Source organism: Klebsiella sp. Sb-30 (genome assembly GCF_057652795.1).
Genome location: NZ_CM172749.1, coordinates 3,604,400 through 3,630,796, shown reverse-complemented (window position 1 = coordinate 3,630,796; position 26,397 = coordinate 3,604,400). Strand labels below are relative to the sequence as shown.

24 protein-coding genes are annotated in these 26,397 nt (G+C 55.9%); 10 read left to right on the top strand and 14 right to left on the bottom strand.

Annotated features, from left to right (window positions below; genetic code table 11):
* Positions 1–112 precede the first annotated feature (112 nt).
* The 3 genes from rhlE (at position 113) to ybiB (ending at position 4,902) form a co-directional block, all read left to right on the top strand.
* Entirely contained in the window at positions 113–1,513 is a 1,401-nt protein-coding gene (rhlE, locus tag AC236I_RS16945; protein WP_015584846.1) for an ATP-dependent RNA helicase RhlE, read from the top strand.
* Between the two features lie 233 nt (positions 1,514–1,746).
* Entirely contained in the window at positions 1,747–3,891 is a 2,145-nt protein-coding gene (gene dinG / locus AC236I_RS16940; RefSeq protein WP_004859791.1) for an ATP-dependent DNA helicase DinG, read from the top strand.
* Between the two features lie 42 nt (positions 3,892–3,933).
* A complete protein-coding gene (ybiB, locus tag AC236I_RS16935) occupies positions 3,934–4,902 on the top strand; it encodes a DNA-binding protein YbiB (RefSeq protein WP_004859793.1) in 969 nt (322 codons plus the stop codon).
* Between the two features lie 128 nt (positions 4,903–5,030).
* Here the strand turns inward: ybiB and ybiJ are convergent, their stop codons facing one another.
* The 6 genes from ybiJ to AC236I_RS16905 all read right to left on the bottom strand — a co-directional run bounded on the left by ybiJ (position 5,031) and on the right by AC236I_RS16905 (position 10,429).
* Entirely contained in the window at positions 5,031–5,291 is a 261-nt protein-coding gene (gene ybiJ / locus AC236I_RS16930) for a DUF1471 family protein YbiJ (protein WP_004859796.1), read from the bottom strand.
* A 285-nt stretch (positions 5,292–5,576) separates the two neighbouring features.
* Positions 5,577–5,843: a DksA/TraR family C4-type zinc finger protein gene (locus tag AC236I_RS16925; protein WP_004859799.1), complete on the bottom strand. Its 267-nt coding sequence runs from the start codon at positions 5,841–5,843 to the stop codon at positions 5,577–5,579.
* A gap of 266 nt (positions 5,844–6,109) precedes the next feature.
* A complete protein-coding gene (ybiX, locus tag AC236I_RS16920) occupies positions 6,110–6,787 on the bottom strand; it encodes a PKHD-type hydroxylase YbiX (protein WP_004859801.1) in 678 nt (225 codons plus the stop codon).
* A gap of 45 nt (positions 6,788–6,832) precedes the next feature.
* Positions 6,833–9,121, bottom strand: a complete 2,289-nt coding sequence (locus AC236I_RS16915; protein ID WP_004859802.1) for a catecholate siderophore receptor Fiu — start codon at positions 9,119–9,121, stop codon at positions 6,833–6,835.
* Between the two features lie 271 nt (positions 9,122–9,392).
* Entirely contained in the window at positions 9,393–9,659 is a 267-nt protein-coding gene (locus tag AC236I_RS16910; RefSeq protein ID WP_032716935.1) for a YdgH/BhsA/McbA-like domain containing protein, read from the bottom strand.
* Between the two features lie 155 nt (positions 9,660–9,814).
* Positions 9,815–10,429, bottom strand: coding sequence for a flavin reductase family protein (locus AC236I_RS16905; RefSeq protein ID WP_004859806.1), 615 nt, complete (start codon positions 10,427–10,429; stop codon positions 9,815–9,817).
* 95 nt (positions 10,430–10,524) lie between these two features.
* On the opposite strand from AC236I_RS16905, the gene rlmF reads away from it, so the two are divergent.
* Positions 10,525–11,445, top strand: a complete 921-nt coding sequence (gene rlmF / locus AC236I_RS16900) for a 23S rRNA (adenine(1618)-N(6))-methyltransferase RlmF (protein ID WP_015584842.1) — start codon at positions 10,525–10,527, stop codon at positions 11,443–11,445.
* Positions 11,446–11,497: 52 nt separating this feature from the next.
* On the opposite strand, the gene ybiO is transcribed toward rlmF, so the two are convergent.
* The 6 genes from ybiO to rhtA form a co-directional block, all read right to left on the bottom strand.
* Complete coding sequence (ybiO, locus tag AC236I_RS16895) at positions 11,498–13,711, bottom strand: mechanosensitive channel protein (RefSeq protein ID WP_266279196.1); 2,214 nt, start codon at positions 13,709–13,711, stop codon at positions 11,498–11,500.
* A gap of 117 nt (positions 13,712–13,828) precedes the next feature.
* Positions 13,829–14,551 (bottom strand): glutamine ABC transporter ATP-binding protein GlnQ, encoded by a 723-nt coding sequence (gene glnQ / locus AC236I_RS16890; protein WP_004859814.1) that lies wholly within the window; start codon positions 14,549–14,551, stop codon positions 13,829–13,831.
* On the bottom strand, positions 14,548–15,207 hold the full coding sequence (glnP, locus tag AC236I_RS16885) for a glutamine ABC transporter permease GlnP (protein ID WP_004859816.1): 660 nt from the start codon (positions 15,205–15,207) through the stop codon (positions 14,548–14,550). The genes glnQ and glnP overlap by 4 nt, the downstream gene beginning before the upstream one ends.
* A 150-nt stretch (positions 15,208–15,357) precedes the next feature.
* A complete protein-coding gene (gene glnH / locus AC236I_RS16880; RefSeq protein WP_004859818.1) occupies positions 15,358–16,104 on the bottom strand; it encodes a glutamine ABC transporter substrate-binding protein GlnH in 747 nt (248 codons plus the stop codon).
* Positions 16,105–16,508: 404 nt separating this feature from the next.
* The gene (dps, locus tag AC236I_RS16875) at positions 16,509–17,012 is read right to left on the bottom strand and encodes a DNA starvation/stationary phase protection protein Dps (RefSeq protein ID WP_004859819.1); all 504 of its coding nucleotides are present in this window, start codon (positions 17,010–17,012) and stop codon (positions 16,509–16,511) included.
* Between the two features lie 249 nt (positions 17,013–17,261).
* Positions 17,262–18,149, bottom strand: a complete 888-nt coding sequence (gene rhtA / locus AC236I_RS16870; RefSeq protein ID WP_004859821.1) for a threonine/homoserine exporter RhtA — start codon at positions 18,147–18,149, stop codon at positions 17,262–17,264.
* Between the two features lie 353 nt (positions 18,150–18,502).
* On the opposite strand from rhtA, the gene ompX reads away from it, so the two are divergent.
* Positions 18,503–19,012, top strand: a complete 510-nt coding sequence (gene ompX / locus AC236I_RS16865) for an outer membrane protein OmpX (RefSeq protein ID WP_004859826.1) — start codon at positions 18,503–18,505, stop codon at positions 19,010–19,012.
* Positions 19,013–19,119: 107 nt separating this feature from the next.
* Here the strand turns inward: ompX and AC236I_RS16860 are convergent, their stop codons facing one another.
* Together AC236I_RS16860 and mntS are read right to left on the bottom strand one after the other, a co-directional pair.
* The gene (locus tag AC236I_RS16860) at positions 19,120–20,697 is read right to left on the bottom strand and encodes a phosphoethanolamine transferase (RefSeq protein ID WP_015584840.1); all 1,578 of its coding nucleotides are present in this window, start codon (positions 20,695–20,697) and stop codon (positions 19,120–19,122) included.
* A 269-nt stretch (positions 20,698–20,966) separates the two neighbouring features.
* Positions 20,967–21,092: a manganase accumulation protein MntS gene (gene mntS / locus AC236I_RS16855; RefSeq protein ID WP_004859832.1), complete on the bottom strand. Its 126-nt coding sequence runs from the start codon at positions 21,090–21,092 to the stop codon at positions 20,967–20,969.
* Between the two features lie 181 nt (positions 21,093–21,273).
* On the opposite strand from mntS, the gene mntR reads away from it, so the two are divergent.
* The 5 genes from mntR (at position 21,274) to AC236I_RS16830 (ending at position 26,348) form a co-directional block, all read left to right on the top strand.
* The gene (mntR, locus tag AC236I_RS16850; protein ID WP_004859834.1) at positions 21,274–21,747 is read left to right on the top strand and encodes a manganese-binding transcriptional regulator MntR; all 474 of its coding nucleotides are present in this window, start codon (positions 21,274–21,276) and stop codon (positions 21,745–21,747) included.
* Positions 21,744–22,856 (top strand): anion transporter, encoded by a 1,113-nt coding sequence (locus AC236I_RS16845; RefSeq protein WP_004859836.1) that lies wholly within the window; start codon positions 21,744–21,746, stop codon positions 22,854–22,856. Before mntR ends, AC236I_RS16845 begins: the two co-directional genes overlap by 4 nt.
* A 107-nt stretch (positions 22,857–22,963) precedes the next feature.
* A complete protein-coding gene (locus tag AC236I_RS16840) occupies positions 22,964–24,004 on the top strand; it encodes an aldo/keto reductase (protein WP_015584838.1) in 1,041 nt (346 codons plus the stop codon).
* Positions 24,005–24,158: 154 nt separating this feature from the next.
* Complete coding sequence (locus tag AC236I_RS16835) at positions 24,159–25,535, top strand: glycoside hydrolase family 1 protein (protein WP_032716938.1); 1,377 nt, start codon at positions 24,159–24,161, stop codon at positions 25,533–25,535.
* A gap of 96 nt (positions 25,536–25,631) precedes the next feature.
* Entirely contained in the window at positions 25,632–26,348 is a 717-nt protein-coding gene (locus AC236I_RS16830; RefSeq protein ID WP_004859844.1) for a GntR family transcriptional regulator, read from the top strand.
* The last annotated feature ends 49 nt before the right edge of the window (positions 26,349–26,397 follow it).

Genomic DNA, 26,397 nt, shown 5'->3' with positions numbered 1-26,397 from the left:
CAAAACCTGCTAGACTGCGCCCCTTTATGGCATTGTGGTTTTTGCCATCTCTATTCGCAATAATCTCCCCGAAAACTACGCCTGTTACGGGCCGGGGTGGTTTGGAGTTGTTATGTCTTTTGATTCCCTTGGCCTGAACCCTGATATCCTGCGCGCTGTCGCCGAGCAGGGTTACCTTGAGCCAACCCCAATTCAGCAGCAGGCTATCCCTGCGGTGTTGCAGGGACGCGATCTGATGGCCAGCGCCCAGACCGGCACCGGCAAAACGGCGGGCTTTACCCTGCCGCTCCTGCAGCATCTGATTCAGAAAGAGCCGCATGCTAAAGGCCGTCGCCCGGTGCGCGCGCTGATCCTCACGCCAACGCGTGAACTGGCGGCACAGATCGGTGAAAACGTTCGCGATTACAGCAAATACCTGAATATTCGCTCGCTGGTGGTTTTTGGCGGGGTGAGTATTAACCCGCAGATGATGAAGCTGCGCAGCGGCGTCGATGTTCTGGTGGCCACCCCTGGGCGCCTGCTGGATCTTGAACATCAGAATGCCGTCAGCCTGGACAAGGTTGAAATCCTGGTGCTTGATGAAGCCGACCGTATGCTGGATATGGGCTTTATTCATGATATTCGCCGCGTGCTGGCGAAGCTCCCGGCGAAACGCCAGAACCTGCTGTTCTCCGCGACCTTCTCGGACGACATCAAGGCGCTGGCGGAAAAGCTGCTGCATAACCCGCTGGAAATCGAAGTGGCTCGCCGTAATACCGCTTCCGAGCAGGTGACGCAGCACGTCCATTTCGTTGATAAGAAACGTAAGCGGGAACTGCTGTCGCAGATGATCGGTGAAGGTAACTGGCAGCAGGTGCTGGTCTTTACCCGCACCAAACATGGCGCCAACCACCTGGCCGAGCAGCTGAATAAAGACGGCATCCGCAGCGCCGCTATTCATGGCAACAAGAGCCAGGGGGCTCGTACCCGGGCATTAGCCGACTTCAAATCCGGTGGTATTCGCGTGCTGGTGGCGACGGATATCGCGGCGCGTGGGCTGGATATCGAAGAGCTGCCGCACGTCGTCAACTACGAGCTGCCTAACGTGCCGGAAGATTACGTTCACCGTATCGGCCGTACCGGTCGCGCAGCCGCCACCGGTGAAGCGCTGTCGCTGGTCTGCGTGGACGAGCATAAACTGCTGCATGATATCGAACGCCTGCTGAAAAAAGAGATTCCCCGTATCGCTATTGATGGCTATGCGCCGGATCCGTCTATCAGAGCGGAGCCGATTCAAAACGGTCGCCAGCAGCGTAGCGGTGGCGGCGGTCGCGGCCAGAGTCAGGGCCGCAGCGGTCAGGGACAAGGACGTAACGCCCAGGGGCAGGGTCGCAGCCAGCAGTCTGCGCCGCGGCGTAACGATGGCGAAGCGCCGAAAGCCGGGGCAAAACCTTCACGTCGTATCGGCGAGGCGAAACCGGCCGGCGAGCAACAGCGCCGTCGTCGCCCGCGTAAACCAGCGGCAGCTGAGTAACCGCCTCCCGCCAGATCGTCGCTATCCGGGCAACAGGTTTTACCCGGATAACGCAACGACACCCGGAAGCAGCGCGCATGCTGTCTCCGGGTTCTTCCCTCGCGTGCCCTGTGATTCCCGGTCGGTGCATTGACAAATCCCGAGCATCATTCCACATTGCTCAGAAAGAAATTCCTCCTGCCAGGTAAAAAGTGTCACAATAGTGGCTGTTTATACAGTATTCAGGTTTTCTCATGGCTTTGACCGCTGCGCTAAAAGCGCAAATCGCCGCCTGGTATAAGGCGCTTCAGGAACAGATCCCGGATTTTATTCCCCGTCCGCCACAGCGGCAGATGATTGCCGACGTGGCAAAAACGCTGGCCGGGGAAGAAGGCCGACACCTGGCTATTGAAGCACCCACTGGCGTCGGCAAGACGCTGTCATATCTGATTCCCGGCATCGCTATCGCCCGTGAGCAGCAGAAAACCCTGGTGGTGAGTACCGCCAACGTTGCGCTACAGGATCAGATTTACAGCAAAGATCTGCCGCTGCTGCGCAAAATTATTCCCGATCTGCGTTTTACCGCCGCGTTTGGTCGCGGACGTTACGTTTGCCCACGCAATCTTACGGCGCTGGCCAGCACCGAACCGACGCAGCAGGACCTGCTGGCGTTTCTCGATGACGATCTCACGCCGAATAATCAGGCTGAACAGAAGCTGTGTGCGACGCTGAAAACCGATCTCGACAGCTACCGCTGGGACGGTCTGCGCGATCACACCGATAAACCTGTCGATGATGCGCTATGGAGTCGCCTGAGCACCGACAAAGCCAGCTGCCTCAACCGCAACTGCCACTACTATCGCGAATGTCCGTTCTTCGTTGCCCGGCGAGAAATTCAGGAGGCGGAAGTGGTGGTGGCGAACCATGCGCTGGTGATGGCGGCGATGGAGAGCGAAGCCGTGTTGCCGGAGCCGAAAAACCTGCTGCTGGTGCTCGATGAAGGCCATCATCTGCCGGACGTAGCTCGCGATGCGCTGGAAATGAGCGCGGAAATGACCGCCCCCTGGTACCGGCTACAGCTGGATCTGTTCAGTAAGCTGGTGGCGACCTGTATGGAGCAGTTTCGGCCGAAAACCACGCCGCCGCTGGCCAATCCCGAGCGCCTGACCGGCCACTGTGAGGAGCTGTATGAGCTGATCGCCTCGCTGAACGCTATCCTTAATCTCTATATGCCGGCCGGGCAGGAAGCCGAGCACCGTTTCCCGATGGGCGAGTTGCCGCAGGAGGTGATGGATATCTGCCAGCGTCTGGCGAAACTGACCGAGATGCTACGCGGGCTGGCGGAACTCTTTCTTAACGACCTCGGGGAAAAAACCGGTAGCCACGACGTGGTGCGCCTGCATCGGGTTCTGCTGCAAATGAACCGTGCGCTGGGGATGTTTGAAAGCCAGAGCAAGCTGTGGCGGCTGGCGTCGCTGGCGCAGTCATCCGGCGCGCCGGTCACCAAATGGGTGACGCGCGATATGCGCGACGGTCAAACGCATATCTGGTTTCACTGCGTCGGCATTCGCGTCAGCGACCAGCTGGAAAGGCTGCTGTGGCGCAGCGTACCGCATATTGTTGTCACCTCCGCTACTCTGCGCTCATTGAACAGCTTTTCACGCCTGCAGGAGATGAGCGGGTTGAAAGAAAAGGCCGGCGACCGTTTTGTGGCGCTGGATTCCCCTTTTAACCATGTTGAGCAGGGCAAAATCGTTATTCCGCAGATGCGCTATGAACCGCTGATCGATAACGAAGAGCAGCATATTGCTGAAATGGCAGCTTATTTCCGCGAGCAGGTTGAAAGTAAAAAGCATCTCGGGATGCTGGTGCTGTTCGCCAGCGGGCGGGCGATGCAGCGTTTCCTGGAACATGTCCCCGATCTGCGCCTGCTCTTGCTGGTACAGGGCGATAAGCCGCGCTACCGGCTGGTGGAACTGCACCGCAAGCGCGTCGAAGGGGGGGAGCGTAGCGTGCTGGTGGGGCTACAGTCCTTTGCCGAAGGGCTGGATCTCAAAGGTGAGCTGCTCAGCCAGGTACATATTCATAAGATTGCCTTCCCACCCATAGACAGTCCGGTGGTGATTACCGAAGGCGAATGGCTGAAGAGCCTGAACCGCTATCCGTTTGAAGTGCAGAGTCTGCCAAGCGCCTCCTTTAACCTGATTCAGCAGGTCGGACGCCTGATTCGCAGCCACAGCTGCTGGGGCGAGGTGGTGATTTATGATAAGCGTTTGTTGACCAAAAATTATGGTAAGCGTCTACTGAACGCATTGCCCGTTTTTCCGATAGAACAGCCTGCCGTTCCAGAGGTTATCGTCAAAACAAAAGCAAAACAGACGCGTCGCAAACGGCGTTAACGGTGTAATGTCGACGATGTGAGCAGCTAACAGGAGTCTTCGATGGACTACAGCAAGATCATTAAAGAAGTCGGGCGCGGGAAAAATCACGCGCGTGACCTGGATGTGGATACTGCCCGCGCGCTTTACTCGCGGATGCTTGACGGCGAGGTGGCAGAGCTGGAGCTGGGCGGGATTTTAATTGCCCTGCGTATTAAAGGCGAAGGCGAAGCGGAAATGAAAGGCTTCTATGAAGCCATGCAGCAGAAGACCCTGCGTCTGACGCCGCCTGTCGCCAGGCCAATGCCGATTGTGATCCCTAGCTATAATGGCGCGCGCAAGCAGGCTAATTTGACTCCTCTGCTGGCCGTTTTGCTGCATAAGCTCGGCTTTCCGGTGGTGGTGCATGGCGTCAGCCACGATCCGACCCGGGTGCTGACGGAAACGATTTTTGAGCTGATGGGGATCCCCGCCACCCGACATGCGGGCCAGGCTCAGGCGCGACTCGACGGCCACGAGCCGGTGTACATACCGGTTGGCGTACTCTGCCCGCCGCTGGAGAAACAGCTTGCCCTGCGCTGGCGTATGGGCGTACGCAACAGCGCACATACGCTGGCAAAGCTGGCGACGCCATTTGCTGAAGATGCGGCGCTACGTTTATCGAGCGTTTCTCACCCCGAATATGTGGGCAAGGTTGCGAAATTCTTTGTTGAGATCGGCGGACGGGCGCTGTTAATGCACGGGACGGAAGGTGAAGTGTATGCCAATCCACAGCGATGCCCGCAAATTAGCCTGATTGATGCTTCAGGGACGCGGGTTGTGCATGAACGCCAGAGCGAGCTGCCGGAGGAGGGGGCTGTACTGCCGGAGTCAAAAGATCCTCAGGTCACCGCTCGCTGGATTGAGCGCTGCGTAGTGGGAAGTGAGCCGCTGCCGACCTCATTGAGAATTCAGCTGGCCTGCTGCCTGGTGGCAGCCGGCGAGGTTGCGACCCTCGAGCAGGGACTGAGCCGGGTGGCGGAACAGTGGTAGCCGCCGGTTTCCCCTGAAAAAAGCTCACGTCAGAAAGCAACGCATAAAAAAAAGCCCGTCCGGTGGCACGGACGGGCAAAACAAGGGTATTAAAGGGTCGTTCAGGGTTAATACAGGTCGGGCAGCGATTATTTATAGATAACCGCGGTACCGCTAATTTTGTTGTTGGTGTTAGCGGAGGTGATGCTGTAACCAGTCGCGCCAGCGGCTTCCGCTTTTTCAGCCAGTTTGGCTTCCAGACCATCCAGAGTCGTTGCGCCTTCAGCAGACACTACGCCAATTTTGTTCATGCTTTCAGCCTGAGACGGGCTAACCGGCTGAGCGGCAAAAGCGCCAAAGGACAGAGTAGTAAGGGCAATAGCAGCGGCAGCATATTTAATGGTTTTCATAGTTAATCTCTCGCAGGTTATTTTGTTAAGAGGACGATGTTCCGTCGATGTGATAAGTATCACGCTTTTTTGCGAGAGATAAAATCGAAGGAAATTAACAGTCTTCATCGATTTTTTTGAATGATTATTAATTTATTGAATATTAATAAATTATTTCGTGGCGGGATGGCCGGAGAGACGCCGGCGGGATGAAGAACGCATTGAGGGCACATTTTGCCACTTTTTTAGCCAAAAAACGTGCGCGAAAAGATAATGCTTTCTGCGGTAATGAACGGTAAAGGAAGGTCAGCGTAGCTGGCTGTCCTTGGAGCCACGGCGATTATATCCTGAAAATGTATTGTTATGTAAATCTTTCTCCTGCTGGCACTTCACGCAGTATCTGACCCCCGGGATCGCCTTCCTCCGGGCCTCGGGAATCGGCTCTCCGCATTCATCACAAAATTTGTGGCTCTCTCCGCTGGGTAGGGCGTTTCTCGCCCGTGCGACCGCATCATCAACGGTGCTGTCGATCTGATCCTGAACTGCGCCATCATTTGCCCAACCTGATGCCATGATGCACCTCCTCACTGTTGTTACTGTCATTATATACCCTGACTTATTCGCGTTGCAGAAAGGCGACGACGCCGGGCCCCCGGACGCTTACTCCGGTAAGTGGCTGGGGGGAGCGGCCAATCTGTGCGCAACAGATTTGAACGCTGCGCGGCGGCGGCCCGTATGGGTGAGGCCTCATTGGGAGTCGAGTAGCCAAGCCAACGTGCAGGCAACTTGAGTATGACGGGTAGCGTGAAGATGGGGGCAAAAATGCGTCAGGCAAGGGCTCAGATTTCCGACCACTCCCGTAGCAGGTTATGGTACAGATTAAGCAGCGATAGCACCTCGTCACTCTCGCCGTGGCGGCTCTTCAGAGTCTGAATATTCCGATCCAGCTCGAACAGCATGCTGCGGCGTTTATCATCGCGGATCATCGACTGGATCCACAGAAAAGAAGCCACGCGCACGCCCTGGGTCACCGGCATCACGCAGTGCAGGCTGCTTGAGGGGTAGAGTACCAGGTCGCCCGCCGGCAGCTTGACCGTATGCTGACCATAGGTGTCGTTTACCACCAGCTCACCGCCGTCATAGCTCTCCGGCGCGCTGAGGAACAGGGTGGCGGAAAGATCGGTACGCATCCAGCCGCCCTGAGCCTGACTGCGCACCGCGCCGTCAACGTGAAAACCGTAGGTTTCACTCTGCTGATAGCGGTTAAACAGCGGGCTGGAGAGAGTTTTGGGCAGGGCGGCGGCGAAGAACAGCGAACTGCGGTTGAGCGCCGCGAGGACCCGGTTCTGCAGTTCGCCGTACAGCGGGCTGCGGGTATCGACCTGCTGATTTTTTTTCACCAGCGCGCCCTGATCGCCGGTCGTGGCTCGCCCGTCAACCCAGTCGGCCTGCTGCAGCTGCGCGCGAAAATCGTCAACTTCCTGCGGGCTGAGAACGGCGGGGATATGGTACATCATCGTTGTTTCTCCTCAAGAAACGGGGCGTTGCCGCCCCGTCGTGGATTAGAAATGCACGTTGGCGGTCAGCAGGAAAGTACGCGGTTCGCCTGGATGATAACGGTAGCCGCTCTTGTTGATTGAGGCGACGTAATGGGTATCGAACAGGTTATAGACGTTCAGCTGTAGATCGACGTTACGGTTGATACGATAGCCCACTTTCGCATCAGCCACCCAGTAGCCTTCGGTGTAGGACGGCGTACCGACGGCGCCGTCGCTGCCGCGGTGCATGCTGCCGATATAGCGAGCGCCTGCGCCAAGGGCGATGGCATCGGTTGCCTGGTACTGGCTCCAGAGGGTAAAGGCGTGCTCCGGCGTGTACGGCAGCGCGCTGGTGCCGTCCTGGGCGATGTTGTTGCCTTCACGAACGCTGGCGTGCTGCTGGGTATATCCGCCGATAACCTGCCACTCCGGGGTGATATTCCCGGCCAACGACAGCTCATAACCTTCAACGCGTTTTTTACCGTACTGCGAATAGGTGCCGTCGTCGTTTTGCTCGACTTCGTTCTCAATATCGGTACGGAAAAGCGCTGCCGTCAGCAGCAGACGTTTATCCATCAGCTCCCACTTGGTACCGACTTCGCTGGTTTTCGCTTTCTGCGGTTTAAAATCGGTACGGTTGGCGCTGTTCCCGGTGCCGCTCTGGGCCAGGGCAAAGTTATTGCCGCCCGGAGGCTGCTGGGAGATCGCATAGTTGACGTAAATGTTGCCGCTGTCGGTCAGGTGGTACAGCGCACCGGCTTTCCAGTTCACCAGATTGCCGCTGGTGGAGGTATCAACCGTGGTGACCGGGCTGTTTTTCGCCACGCCGGCCGGACAGGCAACCGCACCGCGGCCGGTGCCGCCGCACAGGCTGGCGCTGTCATATTTGGTCTGGTAGTTATCCAGACGGATGCCGCCGTTCAGCTCGAAATCACGGGTAATCTGCAGGGTATCGAAGGCATAAACGCCGAAGGTATCCGTCTGCCCGTTGGCGTTGGCGCCGCTGCGGTCCAGACCGCCAATAGAGATGTTGCTATTGGGATGGTAAATATTGACCGCCGGAGGCGTAATGGGATAAACGCCGTAGTTGGTCTGTGTTTCCCGGGTCAGCTCGAAACCGGCGCTGATATCATGCCCGATCGAACCGGTATAGAACTTTGAGGTCAGGTTGGTCTGGTTGGTCAGAATTTTATTGCTGACGTCTTTGGTGTTCGCCAGACGCGACCAGGTCCAGGTGCCGACATCGTTCGGATCCGGCTGGGTGATGTTGGTCGCGCCGCCCATGACTGCAGTCAGCAGATAATCCTGTTTTACGCGCGACCAGCGGGTGGTGTTGCGAATGGTGGTGTTATCGCTCAGGTCATGCTCGAAGCGCATGGTCACCGTATCGGTGGTGGAGTCGTCGTAGTCGGAATCCGTCCCGTAGAAGTTGCTGGTAGCCACCCTACCCGAGTGATTGAGCGCCGCGGTGCCTGGGGTTGGCGCGGAGTACCCCGGCAGACCGATGGTCGGAATACCGCCGTCCGGCGTGTTGTGCTGGGTGACATGCAGATAGTTCAGGTACAGACGGTTCTCAGTGCCGAGACCAAACGCGGCCGATGGCGCGATGCCGTAACGCTCATTTTTGACCTTATCGCGGCCGGCATCATGGGTTTTTTCGCCCATCAGGTTCAGCCGTACGGCGCTGGTTTCGCCGATGGCTTCATTGATATCGAGCGTACCGCGACGGAACCAGGCGCTGCCAGCACTGACGGAGGCATCGATACCGGAATCCAGACGCGGCTGTTTGCTGATCATGTTGATTGAGCCGGTCGGAGCGCTACGACCGTAGTCAGAGCCAGACGGGCCTTTAATCACTTCCACTTGTTCGGTGTTAAAGGTATCGCGGGTCACGCTACCGATATCGCGGACACCATCGACATAGATGCTGTTAGAGGTATCGGCTCCGCGCATATAAATGGTGTCGCCGGTCGACGAGCTGCCGTTTTCACCGGCGTAGAAGGCTCCGACGCCGGGAACGTTCTTCAGCGCATCGGTCAGGTTAGTCACGCCCTGATCTTTCATCACCTGCTCGGAGACCACGGTGACCGTACGGGTGGTATCGGCAATCGGGCGGGAAAATTTGGGGTCGGCGGATTGCGTCGGGGCATACAGAGAGGGAGCCTGCGCTTCCACCACCAGCGTTTCACCGCCATTTTTTTCGGTGTTGTCTGCGGCCAGAGCCAGGCCTGTCGGCGACAGACTCAGACACATGCCGGTAAAGATCGTCAGCGAGCTAAAACTGCTGAACGGTAAGTTTTGTTTTTTGTCCATTTCAATAAGCAACTTATAGTTTTAATTAAAGCCATCACAACCGCAGGCACAGCGATGCCGGCCCCGACCGCTGCAGGTGATTTGTTAAAATAGCAATGCGTTTGATAATGATTTTGATAACTATTATCAAATGACGGCGAATTTTTATCACTCGTTGATAAAAAAATAAATACATTTCTTTACGTGAACTGCATTTTTTCTACATAAACGGCAGCGGTCGGGCCACGCGAGGCGGGACCGCGATGGGTTCAGACCCGTTCAGGCCGGCGGATTATTTATAGATAATGGCGGTACCGGACATTTTATTCGCGCTGCTGGCGGAGTTGATTCGCCAGGCGATTGCCCCTTTTTGATGGGCTTTTTCCGCCAGTTTCGCCTGCAGATCATCCAGATTGCTGGCGCCGGAGGCAGAAACGGTGCCTGCAGGGCGTAGCGGACCGCTCTCGGCGGTAGGCGGAGGAGGTGAGATCCCGGCCTGGGCAATAAAAGAGGTGAGGGCAATCGCGATTGCGGTGAGTAACAGCAGATTTCTTTTCATGAGCATATCCTCATTAACTGCATGGGACATACTATAAGTTTAGGCCTTTACGGCAGGATAGACAGGGTAAAAAATTGAAGACAAACAACATCTTTTTTGCATAAACGGCGGCCCGACCGGGCGCGCGCCGTGGGTCGGGCGGAAGAACAAACGGCTTAACGGGCGTCCGGGCGGATCAGGTCGAAACGCAGATTTTCATCGATAGTGTAATAGGCGCTCGGCCCGCCGGCACGGAGAATCGGCCTGGCCTTAGCGGTCTGATAGACGCCATTTTCCAGTAACGACTCATCGATATGTACCGCGACGACTTCGCCGAGCACCAGCCAGCTATCGACAGGCTCACCATCGGCACGGGTCAGGCGAATACATTGGGAGAGCCGACACTCGAAGTTCACCGGGCTTTCCGCGACCCGAGGGGCCGCAACGAGACGGCTGGCGGCGGGAGTCAGCCCGGCACGGGCAAATTCATCTTCGTTGCGGGGAATGCTGGCGGAGGTTTCGTTCATCGCTTCAGCCAGAGGGCGGGTGGCCAGATTCCAGACAAACTCTTTGGTTTCGACAATATTCTGTACACTGTCTTTCCAGCCGCTGCTGGCAAAACCGATAATCGGGGGCCGATAGTTAAAACAGTTAAAGAAGCTGTAGGGGGCAAGATTGCGATGACCTGCGGCGTCCAGAGAGGCGATCCAGCCGATAGGGCGTGGGCCGATAATCGCGTTAAGCGGGTCGTGCGGCAGGCCATGTCCCTGTGAAGGTTGATAGAAATACATAGAGCACCCGTAACCGAATAAGAGATATCCAGACTCCCTTATTTACCGCGCCGCCGTCAACGGGTATCTTACGCGGCTGTTCAAAGGAGATTGCCATGAAAGCCCAGAAACCGGGGTTACACCCGCGTAACCGTCATCATCAACGTTATGATTTGCCCGCGCTATGCCAGGCTCACCCTGAGCTGCAAGGCTTTATCACCCTTAATCCGGTGGGCGAGCAGACCATCGATTTTGCTAACCCGCTGGCGGTGAAGGCGCTGAATAAGGCGCTGCTGGCGCATTTTTACGCGGTGAAACACTGGGATATTCCAGACGGCTTCTTATGCCCGCCGGTACCGGGAAGAGCGGATTATATTCACCACCTGGCCGACCTGCTGGCGCTGGATACCGGCACCATTCCTGAAAATGCCAGCATCCTCGATGTCGGCACCGGGGCAAACTTAATCTATCCGCTGATTGGTGCGCATGAGTACGGCTGGCGTTTTACCGGCAGCGAAATTAGCGCGGAAGCGATCGCCAGTGCGCAGGCGATTATCAATGCTAACCCGGGGCTCAGTCGCCAGATTCGTCTGCGTCGACAGAAAGAGAGCGGGGCTATCTTTAGCGGCATTATTCATAAAAATGAGTGTTTTGATGCGACGTTGTGCAATCCGCCGTTCCACGATTCTGCTGCCAGCGCGCAGGCAGGCGGCGAGCGTAAGCGTCGCAATCTGGGGCTGGGGGCGGACAGCGTGATGAACTTCGGCGGCCAACAGCAGGAGCTGTGGTGCGAAGGCGGTGAAGTGGCGTTCATTACGCAGATGATCCGCGAAAGCCAGCAGTTTGGTCGCCAGGTGAAATGGTTCACCTCGCTGGTGTCGCGCGGCGATAATCTGCCGCCGCTTTACCGTGCGCTGACCGAAGCCGGCGCGGTGAAGGTGGTGAAAAAAGAGATGGCTCAGGGGCAGAAGCAGAGTCGCTTTATCGCCTGGACCTTCATGGATGAGGCTAAACGCCGCCGTCCGCTGGCACGTTAAGGATGATGCCTCCGGGCGGCCAGGTTCGCCCGGAATATGCTTTGCGCGGTGGCTAGAGCGTCGGCTCTGCGGGCGCCGCAGGTGGCGCGGAGATGGGCGCAGGTGCCGGCAGAACCTGGTAGGTTTGCACGGGTGCCCGGACTCCGGCGAGATCGAAATGTTTCTTCACCTGCGTATCGAGCGCAAAGCGTACCGTCCACTGCTTCAGCGGCAGAGTGGTGAAGGTGACCCGCAGGGTAAATGCCGTATTGCTCAGGCCGACAAGCCCGGCAAATGACGGCTCGCCAATCACCAGCCCGCGAATCTCCTCCTGATCCATCACGTCGGCAACCGCGTTTTTCAGCGCCTGGCCGGCTTTATCCAGATCTTCCTGTCTGTCGACATCGTAGTTGGCAACCACTGAACCGATGCCGCGCACGAAGTTCGCGAAGGTGGTAATCGAGGACCACGGGATAATATGGTAAGCGCCGGTATCCTGGCGCACGCCGACGGAACGGATCGACATCCGTTCCACTGTGCCGGTTAACGGCCCGATGGTTACCAGGTCACCGGTATTCATCCCGTTCTCAAACTGGATAAAAATGCCGGTGATAATATCTTTTACCAGCGTCTGGGCACCGAACGAAATGGCCAGCCCCAGCGCACCGGCGCCGGCCAGCAGCGGCGCGATATTTACCCCCACTTCGGAGAGCAGGATCATCGCCGTGATGGTGCTGATAATGACCGCCAGCGCGTTACGGAATAACGTCAGCAGCGTACGGGCACGAGCGCCCGGTAGCGGGCGGCCGTGAATATCTGAGGCCAGGCGGTTTTCTATCAGGCTGGCGAGCAACGTCCAGCCGATGGCGGAGAAGAACAGAATCAGCGCGATGCGAATCAGCACATCCACCGCTTTTTGCCCGGCGCCGTGTTGCATCCAGTTCCAGAAATCAAACAGTCCCCAGGCGCTTAGCAGCAGCATAATCGCCACGCAGACCACTAAAATTCGCGCCACTTTGAGCGCGACGGAGATCCAGCCGTTCAGCCGCTTCTGCAGCTCGGGATAGTTGCGCTGGGTCTGCGGCGACAGGGTAATGGTTTTCGCTATCCAGCGTGACAAGATGCCGGAGAGCAGCGCGGCGGCGCCGATAATCGCCAGGCTGCGTACCGTGGCTCCCATCATAAATTTCAGGCTGTTGCCGGGGTCGAAAAGTGAAAAGAAAAACAGCACGATAAAGTAGAGGCAGGCCAGCCAGTGCCAGATAAGCGCAAAGGCGCGGATAAACAGACTGAAGAAGGCCAGCGAGCGGTCCGCCAGGTGCAGCAGCCCCTGGGTAATCCGCGTTTTATTACGGAAGATCAGATACAGCGCCCAGAGGGTGATACACAGCATAATGACCACATTCGCCAGCGCGCCGACCTGAACGTTGACCTGATTGGAGATAATCGGCACCGCGACGATCAGGCCGTAGCCAATCAGGCTGCTCAGCGCGCTCAGGCGCAGGTTCCAGTACTTCGCGCTCTCATCGCTGAGGTTAAACGGCCGCAGCTCCGTCACCCGCGGACAGAAAATCAGCCGCAGAATCGCTTTAAAAAACTCAATCAAGGCGAAGGCATTCAGAAACAGGCTTTGCTGAAAGGCGATAGTCCGGTTGCCGCCATTAAACCGATCGCTGAGCATCTGGCCAACAAACAGCGTCAACACCAGCAGCAGGAGATCGAAGATAAACGCGCCGGCGATGGTGGCCGGGAGCTGTAGCCAGTTACCGCGATCGTGGTTTTTGCGTCGCCCCCACTGACCCATTTTGCGATACAGCGGCAGCGCGGCGAGGCGGACCAGCCACCAGAAGGCGAATACCAGCACGGCCAGCAGCAGGAAATGGCCGGCGGCGTTGCGAAAGGTTTCGGCATGAAACGGCTTATGTGCAGAGGCAGTGATATTGCGCCACAGCTGAGAAAAACGTGAAGCAAAGCGTTCACCGTACTCGCGGCTCACCTGGGTGACGTTTTCCAGTACCGTCCGTTCATCTTTCTCTTCCGGCGGCGTCAGCTTTGGCGTGCTGGCCGGCGGCGTGGCGGCGGCAGAGCGCAGCTGGTCGATTAATTCTCTGCGGGCGGCATCGTTTTCCAGCACATCGGCCAGCGCCGCATAGGCGGCCTTTTTTTTCTCGAGGTCTGGTTCACTGCTGGCGGGTTGTTCAGCGCTCGCGGCCGGGACACCGGGCAGTGTGGCTGCCGAAAGCGGGGCGGTAAACAGCGTAGCAAGCAGTAACAGGATCCACGGCACGGGCGCCTCCATCTCATTCCAAAACCATTAAGTATAGAAGTTGATAGCGGGAGAAGCGGCGTGGGATGTGTCTGGAAAGCGAAAGCGGCTCCCCGCATACGGGGAGCCAGGGGAATATCAGGCGACGTGCTGCAGGAATTCGCGCAGACGCGGGCTCGGTGGGTTTTTCACCAGTACCTGCGGATCGCCATCTTCGGCGATACGCCCTTTGTCGATAAAGATCAGTCGCGATGCCACTTTCTCAGCAAAGCCGATCTCGTGAGTAACGATGACCATCGTCATCCCTTCTTCCGCCAGATCCTGCATCACTTTCAGCACTTCGTGGCGTAGTTCCGGATCCAGTGCCGAGGTCGGTTCGTCAAACAGCATCATTTTGGGTTTTACCGCCAGGGCGCGAGCGATTGCGACGCGCTGCTGCTGGCCGCCGGAGAGCTCGGAAGGGTAGTGGTGCGCGCGTTCGGCGAGTCCCACTTTTTCCAGCAGATCTTTAGCCAGTTTTTCGGCAGCCTCTTTTTTAGCACCACGCACGCGTAGCGGCCCGAACATGACGTTCTCCAGCGCCGTCAGGTGCGGGAACAGATAGAACTGTTGGAACACCATCCCGGCTTCCTGACGGATCAGGCGCTCGTCGACTTTCGGGTCATTAACCTTCAGGCCATCGACGATCAGCTCGCCGCTGGTGATCTCTTCCAGTTTGTTAATACAGCGCAGCAACGTCGATTTCCCGGAGCCGGACGGCCCGATAATCACCACAACTTCGCCTTTATTGATCTTCAGATCGATATCGTGCAGCACCTTGGTCGGGCCAAAGTGCTTGGAAACATTTTTAAATTCAATCACAGGATTTTCATCCTTCTTTCAAGACGACGCAGAACAAAGCTCAACACCAGGGTGATGATCAGATAAATCACGGCCACGGCGCTCCAGATTTCCAGCGCGCGGAAGTTACCGGCAATAATCTCCTGACCCTGACGGGTCAGTTCGGCGACGCCGATGACGATAAAGAGCGAGGTATCTTTGATGCTAATGATCCACTGATTACCCAGCGGCGGCAGCATGCGACGCAGCGCCAGCGGCAGAATCACGTGGCGGATGGTTTCGCGACGGGACAGGCCAAGCGCCAGGCCGGCTTCACGGAAGCCCTTGTGAATTGAGAGTACCGCCCCGCGGGTAATTTCTGCGATATAGGCGCCGGAGTTGATCATGATGGTCACGACTGCCGCCGAGAAGGGGTCAATGCGAAGATCATTGAACGCCATCGGCAGGGCGAAGTAGATAAACATGACCTGAACCACAATCGGGGTTCCGCGAATGATCTCGATAAAGACTAACGCAATGTGGTTAGCAATCCAGCCGCCAAAGCAGCGGGCGAAACCGGCGACGAGGCCGATTATCAGGCCGCCAGCCAGGCCGAGGACGGAAATCCACAGCGTCATTTTGGCGCCTTCCAGCAAAATTGGAATGGCAGGCCAGATGGCACTCCAGTCAAACTGCATAGTTCGTTCCTGTTACCGTGTCGAAAAACAGAGGCGTGCCTCTGAGAAAAAATGACTCAGGCCTGCGGCAAAGCGATACCCGGACGGTGGCCAGTAGCCCTGTCCGGGTGATCGGAATTCAGCAGACCTGTAAGCGATCAATGCTGATTATTATTTTGGCTCAGTACCGAACCATTTTTTATAAATTTCGTTGTAGGTGCCGTTTTCACGCAGCGTTTTCAGCGCGCCGTTCACTTTCTCGCGCAGCTCGTCGCTGCCTTTCGGGAAGGCGATACCGTAGTTTTGCGCTTCCAGCGATTCCCCTACCGCTTTGAACTGACCGTTGCCGGCCGTTTTGATGAAGTACAGGATGTTTGGCGTGTCATGCAGAACGGCATCGGCGCGGCCGGTACCCAGCTCCATATAGGCGTTATCGATATTCGGGAACTGACGCAGGTCTTTGGTTTTGATATTGGCTTTCGCGTAGTCAACGGAGCCGGTACCGCCTTTCACGGCCACAACTTTACCGTTCAGGTCCTTCACATCTTTGATGTCGTTGTTATTGGCTTTCACCATCACCAGCAGACCGCTCTTATAGTAGCCATCGGAGAACTCGATCGCTTTCTTGCGTTCTTCAGTAATGGTAATCCCCGCCAGCGCGAGGTCGATGTTTTTGGTTTGCAGCGCAGGAATGATGCCGCTGAAATCCATCGGCTTCAGGGTATAGTTCAGTTTCAGCTCTTTCGCGATGGCGTCCCACAGGTCGACATCAAAACCGACATACTTATCACCTTGCTTAAATTCAAACGGAACAAACGCCGTATCGGTCGCAACAATCAGTTGTTTTTCAGCGGCCTGAGAAGAAACCGCAAAAGCCAGGGTCAGTGCAGCCAGTGAAACTTTAAATACAGACTTCATAGCATTTCCTTTTTTATCCACGGGACGATCCCCTGCGAGAACGCGTAACCATATGAAAAAATCGTGCCAGTTTTACAACTTGTTGTTTTATAACAAACGAAGTCTATCCTGTTGCACGGTTTCGGTTATAGATCACGGCAGATGCACCGCAATGGGGCGTCATTTTGGTGCGTCATAAACACGCCGCATAACAAGTGCATTTTTAACGCAAACACTGATGGTAAAACAATCTCGCCGTAACGATTGTGTGAGGTGATTATTACAATTGTTTTACTTTTGTACGTATTTTGTCCATTGTTGCGCACCAAAATGGTGCGAGTGAGGCGCGAGGAAAAAATCAGGTGGCAGAAGTGAGGATAATCTGAAAAAAAACCGCCAGCGAGGCTGACGGTGATTGTGCAGGTTTATGCGATGTTGGCTTCGATGAACCACAGGAATTTATCCAGGTCGCGGGAGGCGGCGGTAAAGATATCGGCGGTGTCTTCATCTTTTGCTTCGCCGATCGCTTTACGCACGTCATTGGCCACAATCGCGTAGCGGTCAGCCAGCTCTTTCAGGTGATCCTGAACGTTGTGAATATCCAGCGGGTAGCTTTTCAGCGGGGTTTTGCTGTTGATCACCTGAGTGGTGCCCAGCGCAACGCCGCCCAGCTGTACGGCACGTTCAGCCATGGTGTCGAGGTGGTCGGTCAGAGCGGTGCGGAAGCCATCCAGCATTTCATGAACGGCAATAAAATTGGCACCGCGCATATTCCAGTGAGCCTGCTTGGTAATCAGCGACAGGTCAATGAACTGGATCACCTGACGATTCAGCAGCTCGACGGTTGCTTTCTTCTCATTGTCTGCAACATCGTTGCGGGTATAGAGCAGATCGGATGCTTTCGTTTTAACCAGTTTTGCGGTACTCATAGTTTCATATCCTCTTGATATTTATACTCGTCATACATCAAATTTGAATCAAATGGAGCGCTTGTCCCCGGTAACTAATGGCACTAAGTATAGCAACGGATTGCCATATGGGGAGGGCGGTTGTCCCTATCGGTTCGATAGTGCGGGGAGGTTGGCTATTTTGAAAAAGGGGTGAAATTGCGTAAAAAGTCAGCGGGGTGGCGCGGTTCTGCACGATGCGAGAACCTCGTGCAGAACGGGTAACGTTGGCTAGCTGATATCCACTTTTTCGATTTTACTTTCCCGACGCATCGTCAGCGTAGAGCCCATTGAGGCGAGGATAATCGCCCCGAGCGCCAGGGTTTGCGTAGAGGTCAGCGTCTCGCCCAGAAATATCATTCCCGATAGCGCGGCGAGCGCCGGCTCCATGCTCATCAGCGTGCCGAATGTGCGGGTAGGCATACGGGTGAGGGCAATCATTTCCAGCGAGTACGGCAGCGCCGTAGAGAGGACGGCGATGGCCAGTCCCAGCGGCAGCAGCGACCACTGGAACAGCGTGTCGCTTGCCTGCAGCATGCCCAGCGGGACAAAGACCACGGCGGCAATAAGCGATCCCATCGCCACCGTTGCCGGACCGTGTTCTTCTCCGGCACGCTGGCCGGTCAGAATATAGACGGCCCAGCAGGCCCCGGCGCCCAGCGCCAGCAGCGCACCGGTCAGATCGACCTGCGCGACGTCTTGCCCCAGCGGCAGCAGGAACCACAGCCCGAGTACGGCCAGGATCACCCAGACGAAATCGAGCGGACGCCGCGAGCCAAACAGCGCCACCGCCAGCGGCCCGGTAAACTCCAGCGCCACCGCAATCCCCAGCGGAATGCGCTGAATCGATAAGTAGAAGAGATAATTCATTGCCCCCAACGCCAGACCATACAAGAGGAGCGGCAGGCGCTGCTCTGCGGTAAAGCGCAGGCGCCAGGGCTTGAAGACAATCACCAGAATCAAGGTGCCTAATGCCAGGCGCAGCGCGGTTACGCCGGGTGCGCCGACCAACGGGAACAGCGATTTCGCCAGCGAAGCGCCGCTCTGGATAGAGACCATGGCGATTAAAATGACCAGTATCGGCAGCCATGCCGGTATTTTGCGGGACGAGCCGGGCATCCTTTCTCCTGTCAGGGTTTGTCAAATGCGGTAAAGGTTCCAGTGTAAATGAATTACCTGGCTACGGTTTATCTATTGTTGAAAAAAACGCGTTCGGGAGGCGTACAATGGGGCGAGACGAGAAGAGAAATTAACCTGTTGATTAGGATTAATCTGGATGCACGTGCGGGGCTTTATCGGCCTTAATAGTAGGGTATTCGCCAAAAACGGTTGTTTTCCAGTTTGTTACAGAATTATGGAAACTTTTGGTTACATGAAAAGCTATGTTAGACAGTGTAAAGTCAAAAGAGTTTCCTGAAAGTTTTTGATATATTTAAGACTTAGGACTTATTAGAAACACATTTGAGGTGGTTATGAATAAAATTGCACGTTTTTCAGCACTGGCCGTTGTTCTGGCTGCATCCGTAGGTACCGCTTTCGCTGCAACTTCTACCGTTACCGGTGGTTATGCTCAGAGCGACATGCAGGGTGAAGCCAACAAAGCTGGCGGTTTCAACCTGAAGTACCGTTACGAGCAAGACAATAGCCCGCTGGGTGTTATCGGTTCTTTCACCTACACCGAAAAAGACCGTACTGAATCTGGCGTATACCAGAAAGGCCAGTACTACGGCATCACCGCAGGTCCGGCTTACCGTCTGAACGACTGGGCTAGCATCTACGGCGTAGTGGGTATCGGTCACGGTAAATTCCAGGACAACAGCTACCCGAACAAGCACGACATGAGCGACTACGGTTTCTCTTACGGTGCAGGTATGCAGTTCAACCCGATCGAAAACGTTGCTCTGGACTTCTCCTACGAGCAGTCTCGTATTCGTAACGTTGACGTTGGCACCTGGATCGCTGGCGTTGGTTACAGCTTCTAATCGCTTCGGTGATATAAAAAATCCGCCTCACTGGGGCGGATTTTTTTTGCCTACAGCCCGCGACGTTCGCCCGGGTTTGCCGCCGCCGTTTCCCGGCGGCGTGCCTGCTAGTGGGTCGTGAACAGATCGCTACCCAGGTGGGTATAGTCTACTTTCTGTAGCTGGAAGTTGGTGATATAGGCCGGCCCGGCGGCTTGTTCAGAGATAAAGCGGTAGCGAGGCGTAATCTCGGCGGCGCGGATCCCGGTCCACTGGGAGAAGAACCCGAGGAAATCGTTGGCAGAGCGCCGTGCCTTAATCACTTTATGCGCTTTATCATCGCTGGACAGCACCATAAACGGCACCTGGAAATTCTGCTGGTACTTATCGTCGTGCGCCAGGTACTGAACCTCTTTACCGCGCTCTTTAAAGGCCAGACCGTGATCGGAAAAATAGGTCATCGAGAAGCTTTCGCCGGAATTCTGCAGCTGATGATAGAGCTTGCCGAGCAGCGTATCGGTTTGCGTCATGCTGTAGAGATAGCAGGACGTCTCTTTCGATTGCACAAAGACGGTATATTTTCCCTTGGTGCGATCGCAGGCCTGCGGGTGCGATCCCATCAGATGCAGGACGATCAGCTGCGGCTGGGTCCGCTGCACGGAGAGCACCTGCTCGGTTAGCTTCAACAGCTGCTCATCCTGAGTATTTTTGTTGGCCTCAAAATCGCCATTCTTGAGGAACTGCACCTCATCCGCACGCTTTGCGATGCTGGCTATCGCCGTATCGTATTCGCCAATTTGCCCCTGATTGGAAAACCACCATGTCTGGAAGCCGGCGCGGTTCGCCAGCGTGACGAAGTTATCCTGGTATTGCGGCTTGCCGTCCACCACCCGGTTGAGCGTCAGGCCGAGAGATTTTTGCGTTGAACCGCTGGCGGAAATGTAGTCATTAAACAGATAGCCGTTGACTGAACTGGCGAACGGCGTGTTGTCCCAGTGGCCGCCAAAAGCCCCAAGCGCATCGCGGCGCGCGCTCTCTCCGATGACCACGACGTAAAGCTGATATTTGGGTTTGACCGCCAGCACATGCCAGCTGTCTTTCATATTGGCCAGCTGAGCCATACGCGCCTGCTCGTCCAGCACTTCATTATTGTTGACCACCACGTCTTTCACGAAACGGAAGGCGGGATAGCCGGTATCAATCACTTTGAAGACGCCGCCCCAGGCCAGATTCTGCACCGGCTGCAGAAAGAAGATGCCGATGCTGAACAGCAGCCCCAGCACCTCCATTTTGCTCCACGGCTTACGCGCTTCCGCTTTACGACGCACGGCAATCACGCCCAGCGCAAAAATAAAGACCGCCAGCAGGTAGTTGTACCAGGGAAAGATGGTCAGAATTTCGGTGGACTCTTCGACATTGGTGGCATGCAGCGCCAGCAGAGTATTGAAGTTGGGGGCGCCGTACGCCTGGCCAAACGGGTAATAGAAGGCGGCAAGCAGCGAGTAGCCTCCTACCACAACCTTTTGCATCCGCGGGGCATGACGCCACAGCAGATGTAACACGCATGTAAATGCGACGGTATAGAGCAGGCTAAATTCATAGCCGAGTGCGAGGTTAATCAGCAGAGACTGGAGAAAATAAAATCCTGTCCACGGGTTAGGGACTAATCCGCGAGCGACCAGCGTTTCTTTCAGGGTGACATTCATAGTAATTAATCAAAAAGACGCCATGTGCATCCCCTGGCATCAAGGGGTAAAACCTGCTGGACAGTGCCTGAAGAGGGTCTCTGCGAGCCGCAGTAGTGGCAGGGCTGACAAAAGATAGGGCTTGCAAATGATAAGGTCAACCGGACATAACGGATTGTTTTGAGAGAAAGCTTACAAAACTTGAAAAAAGCGGCGAGAACGCGGCGAAACGGGTCAGTTTGACAGGGTATTGTGACGGAAAAATGAAGCGGCGTACCGCGACGCCGCATTTAGTGATGGGGTTTTTCCTGGCGATTCTTGCCGTTCATCATGTCGCACAGCATGTTAATCAGCATTAAGCGGACTTTAAAAGGAGAATGAGTAAACACGCGTAAGCACCTCTGGAATTCGTTCATGGGACCTCCTGTAATTTCGCCCTTCGCTCCTTGAAGGATGTCTGTATTACATACAGATATAGCACAGGCTATATTTTATAGCTATGGCTAAAACGTTAATTTTTTGTGCTACGGGCCCAATCATTTACAATGGGGATCTTTTGAGATGATGCTTGATGCGTCACACGTATGAGGAAGCACAATGAACCGTCGCGCCGGAAGACCTATAACAAAAAAAGTGACGCAGCTTGTTAATGTTGAAGAACACGTTGAGGGGTTTCGCCAGGTACGCGAAGCCCACCGCCGGGAGCTGATTGACGACTACGTCGAATTGATTTCAGATCTGATTCGCGAAGTGGGAGAGGCGCGTCAGGTTGATATGGCCGCGCGTCTGGGGGTCTCCCAGCCAACGGTGGCCAAAATGTTAAAACGCCTGGCCAGCGTCGGGCTGATTGAGCAGATCCCATGGCGCGGGGTCTTTTTAACTCCGGAAGGTGAGAAGCTGGCGCATGAGAGCCGCGAACGCCACCAGATCGTCGAGAATTTCTTACTGGTTCTGGGCGTGAGTCCGGAGATAGCCCGTCGTGACGCGGAAGGGATGGAACATCACGTCAGTGAAGAGACGCTGGCGGCATTTAATCAGTTCACCCTTAAATACGGGCAGCAAGGAGAATGAATCTTCCCTTTGTTCACTCTCTGGCTCGCGATCGTTTTCTGCATTTACTGGTGATCATCGCCTGCGGCTTAAGTTTCTTTGTCCCGTTTGCGCCAAAAAGCTGGCCCCAGGCTATCGACTGGCACACGATTATCACCCTGAGCGGCTTGATGCTGCTGACTAAAGGGATTGAACTGAGCGGCTATTTTGATGTGCTTGGCCGCAAAATGGCGCGTCGGTTTGCCACCGAGCGTCAGCTGGCCATATTTATGGTCCTTGCGGCGGCGCTGCTCTCGACGTTTCTGACCAATGATGTGGCGCTGTTTATCGTCGTACCGCTCACGCTGACGTTGAAAAAATGGTGCGCGATACCGGTTAACCGGCTGATTATTTTCGAGGCGCTGGCGGTCAACGCCGGATCTTTGTTAACACCGATCGGTAATCCACAAAATATCCTGCTGTGGGGGCGATCCGGCCTCAGCTTCCTTGGGTTTATCGGGCAAATGCTACCGCTGGCGGCGGCAATGATGTTGACGCTGCTGGTACTGTGCTGGTGCTGTTTCTCCGCCACCCGTCTGCACTTTCAAAGCGCGGACCGGGCGCCATCGTGGCAGCCGAAGCTGGTGTGGGGCTGCCTGGCGTTTTATCTGATCTTCCTGACGGCTTTAGAAATGAAGCTTGAACTGTGGGGGCTGGGACTGATTATTCTCGGCTTTCTGCTGCTGGCGCGGGCGGTGATTATCCATGTGGACTGGTCGCTGCTGCTGGTCTTTATGGTGATGTTCATTGACGTTCATCTGTTGACGCAACTTCCCGCGCTGCATCAGGTTTTAAGCGGGGTGGGGCAGCTTTCTGCCGGCGGCTTGTGGCTGTCGACGATTGGCCTGTCGCAGTTCATCAGCAACGTACCGGCCACCATACTGCTGCTCAACTATGTTCCTCCTTCGCCGCTGCTGGCCTGGGCGGTCAACGTCGGCGGCTTTGGCCTGCTTCCCGGCTCGCTGGCGAATTTAATTGCACTGCGTATGGCATCAGATCGCCGCATCTGGTGGCGCTTCCATCTTTACTCTCTGCCGCTGCTGCTGTGGGCGGCGCTGGTGGGCTACGCCTTACTGTTATTCATCGCCTGATTTTCAGAGGATTGGGCAAGAAACAGACAGAATCACCCCATTCGCCCGTTCCGCCGCGGGCGTATAACGTTAACGCTGAGGTTTAATATCCTGATGAGGAGAGTCCAATGCGTTATCAAAAACTCGGAAATACCGGTCTGTTTGTCTCCCGACTGTGCCTGGGCACCATGACTTTTGGCGGCGAAGGCGGCATGTGGGGAAAAATTGGTCAGTTGCGCCAGGCTGAGGCCGAACAGCTGGTGGGCAGTGCGCTGGATGCGGGCATTAACTTTATCGACACCGCCGATGTCTATTCTGAAGGCCGTTCGGAAATGTTAACCGGTCAGGCGCTAAAAAATCTGAAGGTTCCGCGCGAGAACGTGGTGGTGGCCACCAAAGTCTTTGGCGAAACCGGCACGGCCGGCGTCAACTCCCGCGGCAGTTCGCGCTTTCACATCATGGGGAGCGTCAAAGAGAGTCTGCGACGGCTGCAGCTCGATCACATCGATCTTTATCAGCTGCACGGTTTCGATCCGGCAACGCCCATCGAGGAGACGCTCTATGCGCTGGATAATCTGGTGCAGCAGGGACATGTCCGCTACATCGGTGTGTCAAACTGGGCGGCCTGGCAAATCGTGAAAGCGCTGGGGATTTCCGCGCGTCTGGGGCTGTCGCGCTTCGCCTCCCTCCAGGCTTACTACACGATTGCCGGGCGCGATCTCGAACGTGAGCTGATTCCGATGATGCAGAGTGAAGGGGTCGGTTTGATGGTCTGGAGTCCATTGGCCGGCGGTCTGCTGAGCGGAAAGTACGATCGTGACGGCCAGAGCGCCGAGGGCGGCCGTCGGCAGGCGTTTGATTTCCCGCCGGTAAATAAAGATCGCGCCTTCGACTGCATCGATGTCATGCGCGTCATCGCGGAGGCTAAAGGTGTTTCGGTCGCGCAGATTGCCCTCGCCTGGCTGCTGCATCAGTCGGCGGTCAGCAGCGTGATTATCGGCGCCAAACGTCCCGAGCAGCTGGCGGACAACCTCGCCGCCGTCGATATTCAACTGAGCGAGGTGGAGCTGGCCCAGCTGGATGCGGTCAGCGCACTGCCGCGCGAATACCCCGGCTGGATGCTGGAGCGGCAGGGTGAATATCGCCGCGATCAGCTCGCACAGCAGTAAATACAGGTCGCTGTCTGGCCGGATCGGGGCCCCCGATCCGGCTTTTTTTATTTGCTGCGCTCACAAAAAACGATCCTTTGTTTTGCCTGGGCGGTGAAGATCGTTTATATGACTAGTCATGAAATTTAAATGACTAGTCATATAGAGGCGTGAGATGAACAATAGACTACCGGCGGACTTTTTGTGGGGTAATTCGGTTTCCAGCATGCAAACGGAAGGGGCCTGGAATGAAGGGGGGAAAGGGATGTCGGTGTACGATATTCGCGAGCCTGCGGAATTCGCCTCCGACTGGAAAGTCGCCACGGACTCATACCATCGTTACCGGGAAGATTTCGACCTGATGCAGGATCTGGGGATGAACTGCTATCGCTTCCAGATTGCCTGGAGTCGGGTGTGTCCGCTGGGCGACGGCGAATTTAATGAAGAGGGGATCGCTTTCTACCACCGGTTTATTGATGAACTGATCGCCCGCGGTATTGAGCCGATGATCTGCCTGTATCATTTCGATATGCCGCTTTCACTGGCGGAACGCTATAACGGTTTCACCGACCGTCGTGTGATGGACGCCTTTATTCGTTACGGCCAGAAGATGATCGCCTGCTACGGCGATAAGGTGAAGTACTGGCTGACCTTCAACGAGCAGAATCTCTACCATATGCCGGAGGCGTTCCTCATTACGGGCTATCTGCGCGGTGAGAAAACTCTGCGCGAGCTGTACCAGATCCAGCACCACGTGATGATGGCCCATGTTCACCTGACCCACTATCTGCATCAGGCGAAACCGCACTGCCTGATGGGCGGTATGCTGGCGCACGCGCTGGTCTATCCGGCGACCTGTAAGCCGCGCGATATGCTCTGCGCCCAGCAGCTTGATGAGTTCTTTAACCAGAACCTGCTCCGCGCATTTGCCGGTGAAGGCTACAGCCCGGAAGTCATGCACTTCGTGGCGCGGGAAGGTTTTAGCGAGATCTATCGGGAAGAGGATCTGGCGCTGATGGCGACGGTAAAAGTCGACTATCTGGCCTTCAGCTACTATGCCAGCCGGACTCTGGACAGCGATCCCGTTCCTCCCGGTACGCCGGTGAACAACTATATGCTGTTCGGCGATAAACCGAATAGCTGGCTGAAAGCGACGGAATGGAACTGGCAGATTGACCCGCTCGGTTTCCGCATGATCATCACGCGCTATTACAACGACTGGCGTTTGCCGGTATTCCCGATTGAAAACGGCATTGGCGTGATTGAGTCATGGGATGGTGAGACGCCGGTGGCCGATGATTACCGTATTGCCTATCATCGCGATCATATCAACGCCATGAAAGAGGCGATATTTGAAGATGGCGCGCAGGTGATAGGCTACCTCGGCTGGGGACTGATTGATATCCTCAGCTCTCAGGGCGATATGCGCAAGCGCTACGGCGTGGTGTATGTGAATCGCGAAAACCACGATCTGAAAGACCTTAAGCGCGTGCCGAAGAAAAGCTACGCCTGGTTAAAGCAGGCTATCCGCAGCAATGGTGCAGAGATGTAGCGGGGCGAGCGGCGGGCGTTTGGTGTATTCTTAGGCCCGCCAGCACTGGTGCAGCAGAGTATATCCAGAGACAATCATCATAAAAAAGGACGGGGAATGACGGCGAAGTATCTTTCGATCGCGCGGGAAATAAAAAAACGGATTATCAGCCAGCAGTACCCCGCCAGCGTCCCGTTACCCGACCAGTTTGCGCTGGCGGCGGAATTTAACACCAGCAGGATGACCATCCAGCAGGCGATGCGCCAGCTTATTGTCGAGGGCCTTATTTATACCCGCAAAGGGCAGGGCACCTTCGTGCGGAAAAACTTTCTGCAGCTCTCGCAGTGGGAACTGCCGGGCAGCGATTACTTCGGCGCCACCAAAACCTGGGAGCATCTCGGGGAAGTGGCCAGCCAGGTGATCCGCTTTGAACTGCGCTTTGCCACGGAAAAAGAGCAAACCTCGCTGCTTATCGACGCCGATGCCCCAGTCTATGATTTTGTTCGCCTGCGGGTGCTCAACGGCGAACCGGTCTCGCTGGATATGACGGTGATGCCCGTGGCGCTGGTGCCGGGGCTGAATAAAACGCATCTGGAAAGCTCGGTGTTTCGCTACGTGCAGGAGACGCTGGGGCTGAAGCTAATGGGCTCGTATCGCGTGGTGCGGGCGATGAAGCCGGATGCCCTCGACCAGCTGCACCTGAACTGCGGCGAGAGCGACCCGGTACTGGAAGTTGAGCAGGTTATCTATCTGGAAGACGGGACGCCGCTGGAGTATGCCCGCTGCCACTATCGCTACGATCATGGCGGCATTATCCTGGTCAATAACGGATAAAAAAGGCGGGCACCGGGCCTAATGGCGATCGTTCAGGGGGCGGTTGACC

Coding starts and splice junctions, on each gene's coding strand:
- AC236I_RS16835 (WP_032716938.1), top strand. CDS start 24,159: ATGAACAATAGACTACCGGCGGACTTTTTGTGGGGTAATTCGGTTTCC.
- AC236I_RS16915 (WP_004859802.1), bottom strand. CDS start 9,121: ATGGACAAAAAACAAAACTTACCGTTCAGCAGTTTTAGCTCGCTGACG.
- rhtA (WP_004859821.1), bottom strand. CDS start 18,149: ATGCCCGGCTCGTCCCGCAAAATACCGGCATGGCTGCCGATACTGGTC.
- AC236I_RS16860 (WP_015584840.1), bottom strand. CDS start 20,697: ATGAATGTCACCCTGAAAGAAACGCTGGTCGCTCGCGGATTAGTCCCT.
- AC236I_RS16910 (WP_032716935.1), bottom strand. CDS start 9,659: ATGAAAAGAAATCTGCTGTTACTCACCGCAATCGCGATTGCCCTCACC.
- AC236I_RS16830 (WP_004859844.1), top strand. CDS start 25,632: ATGACGGCGAAGTATCTTTCGATCGCGCGGGAAATAAAAAAACGGATT.
- AC236I_RS16840 (WP_015584838.1), top strand. CDS start 22,964: ATGCGTTATCAAAAACTCGGAAATACCGGTCTGTTTGTCTCCCGACTG.
- rhlE (WP_015584846.1), top strand. CDS start 113: ATGTCTTTTGATTCCCTTGGCCTGAACCCTGATATCCTGCGCGCTGTC.
- glnH (WP_004859818.1), bottom strand. CDS start 16,104: ATGAAGTCTGTATTTAAAGTTTCACTGGCTGCACTGACCCTGGCTTTT.
- ompX (WP_004859826.1), top strand. CDS start 18,503: ATGAATAAAATTGCACGTTTTTCAGCACTGGCCGTTGTTCTGGCTGCA.
- AC236I_RS16845 (WP_004859836.1), top strand. CDS start 21,744: ATGAATCTTCCCTTTGTTCACTCTCTGGCTCGCGATCGTTTTCTGCAT.
- glnP (WP_004859816.1), bottom strand. CDS start 15,207: ATGCAGTTTGACTGGAGTGCCATCTGGCCTGCCATTCCAATTTTGCTG.
- ybiB (WP_004859793.1), top strand. CDS start 3,934: ATGGACTACAGCAAGATCATTAAAGAAGTCGGGCGCGGGAAAAATCAC.
- mntS (WP_004859832.1), bottom strand. CDS start 21,092: ATGAACGAATTCCAGAGGTGCTTACGCGTGTTTACTCATTCTCCTTTT.
- rlmF (WP_015584842.1), top strand. CDS start 10,525: ATGAAAGCCCAGAAACCGGGGTTACACCCGCGTAACCGTCATCATCAA.
- AC236I_RS16925 (WP_004859799.1), bottom strand. CDS start 5,843: ATGGCATCAGGTTGGGCAAATGATGGCGCAGTTCAGGATCAGATCGAC.
- ybiX (WP_004859801.1), bottom strand. CDS start 6,787: ATGATGTACCATATCCCCGCCGTTCTCAGCCCGCAGGAAGTTGACGAT.
- ybiJ (WP_004859796.1), bottom strand. CDS start 5,291: ATGAAAACCATTAAATATGCTGCCGCTGCTATTGCCCTTACTACTCTG.
- dinG (WP_004859791.1), top strand. CDS start 1,747: ATGGCTTTGACCGCTGCGCTAAAAGCGCAAATCGCCGCCTGGTATAAG.
- AC236I_RS16905 (WP_004859806.1), bottom strand. CDS start 10,429: ATGTATTTCTATCAACCTTCACAGGGACATGGCCTGCCGCACGACCCG.
- mntR (WP_004859834.1), top strand. CDS start 21,274: ATGAACCGTCGCGCCGGAAGACCTATAACAAAAAAAGTGACGCAGCTT.
- dps (WP_004859819.1), bottom strand. CDS start 17,012: ATGAGTACCGCAAAACTGGTTAAAACGAAAGCATCCGATCTGCTCTAT.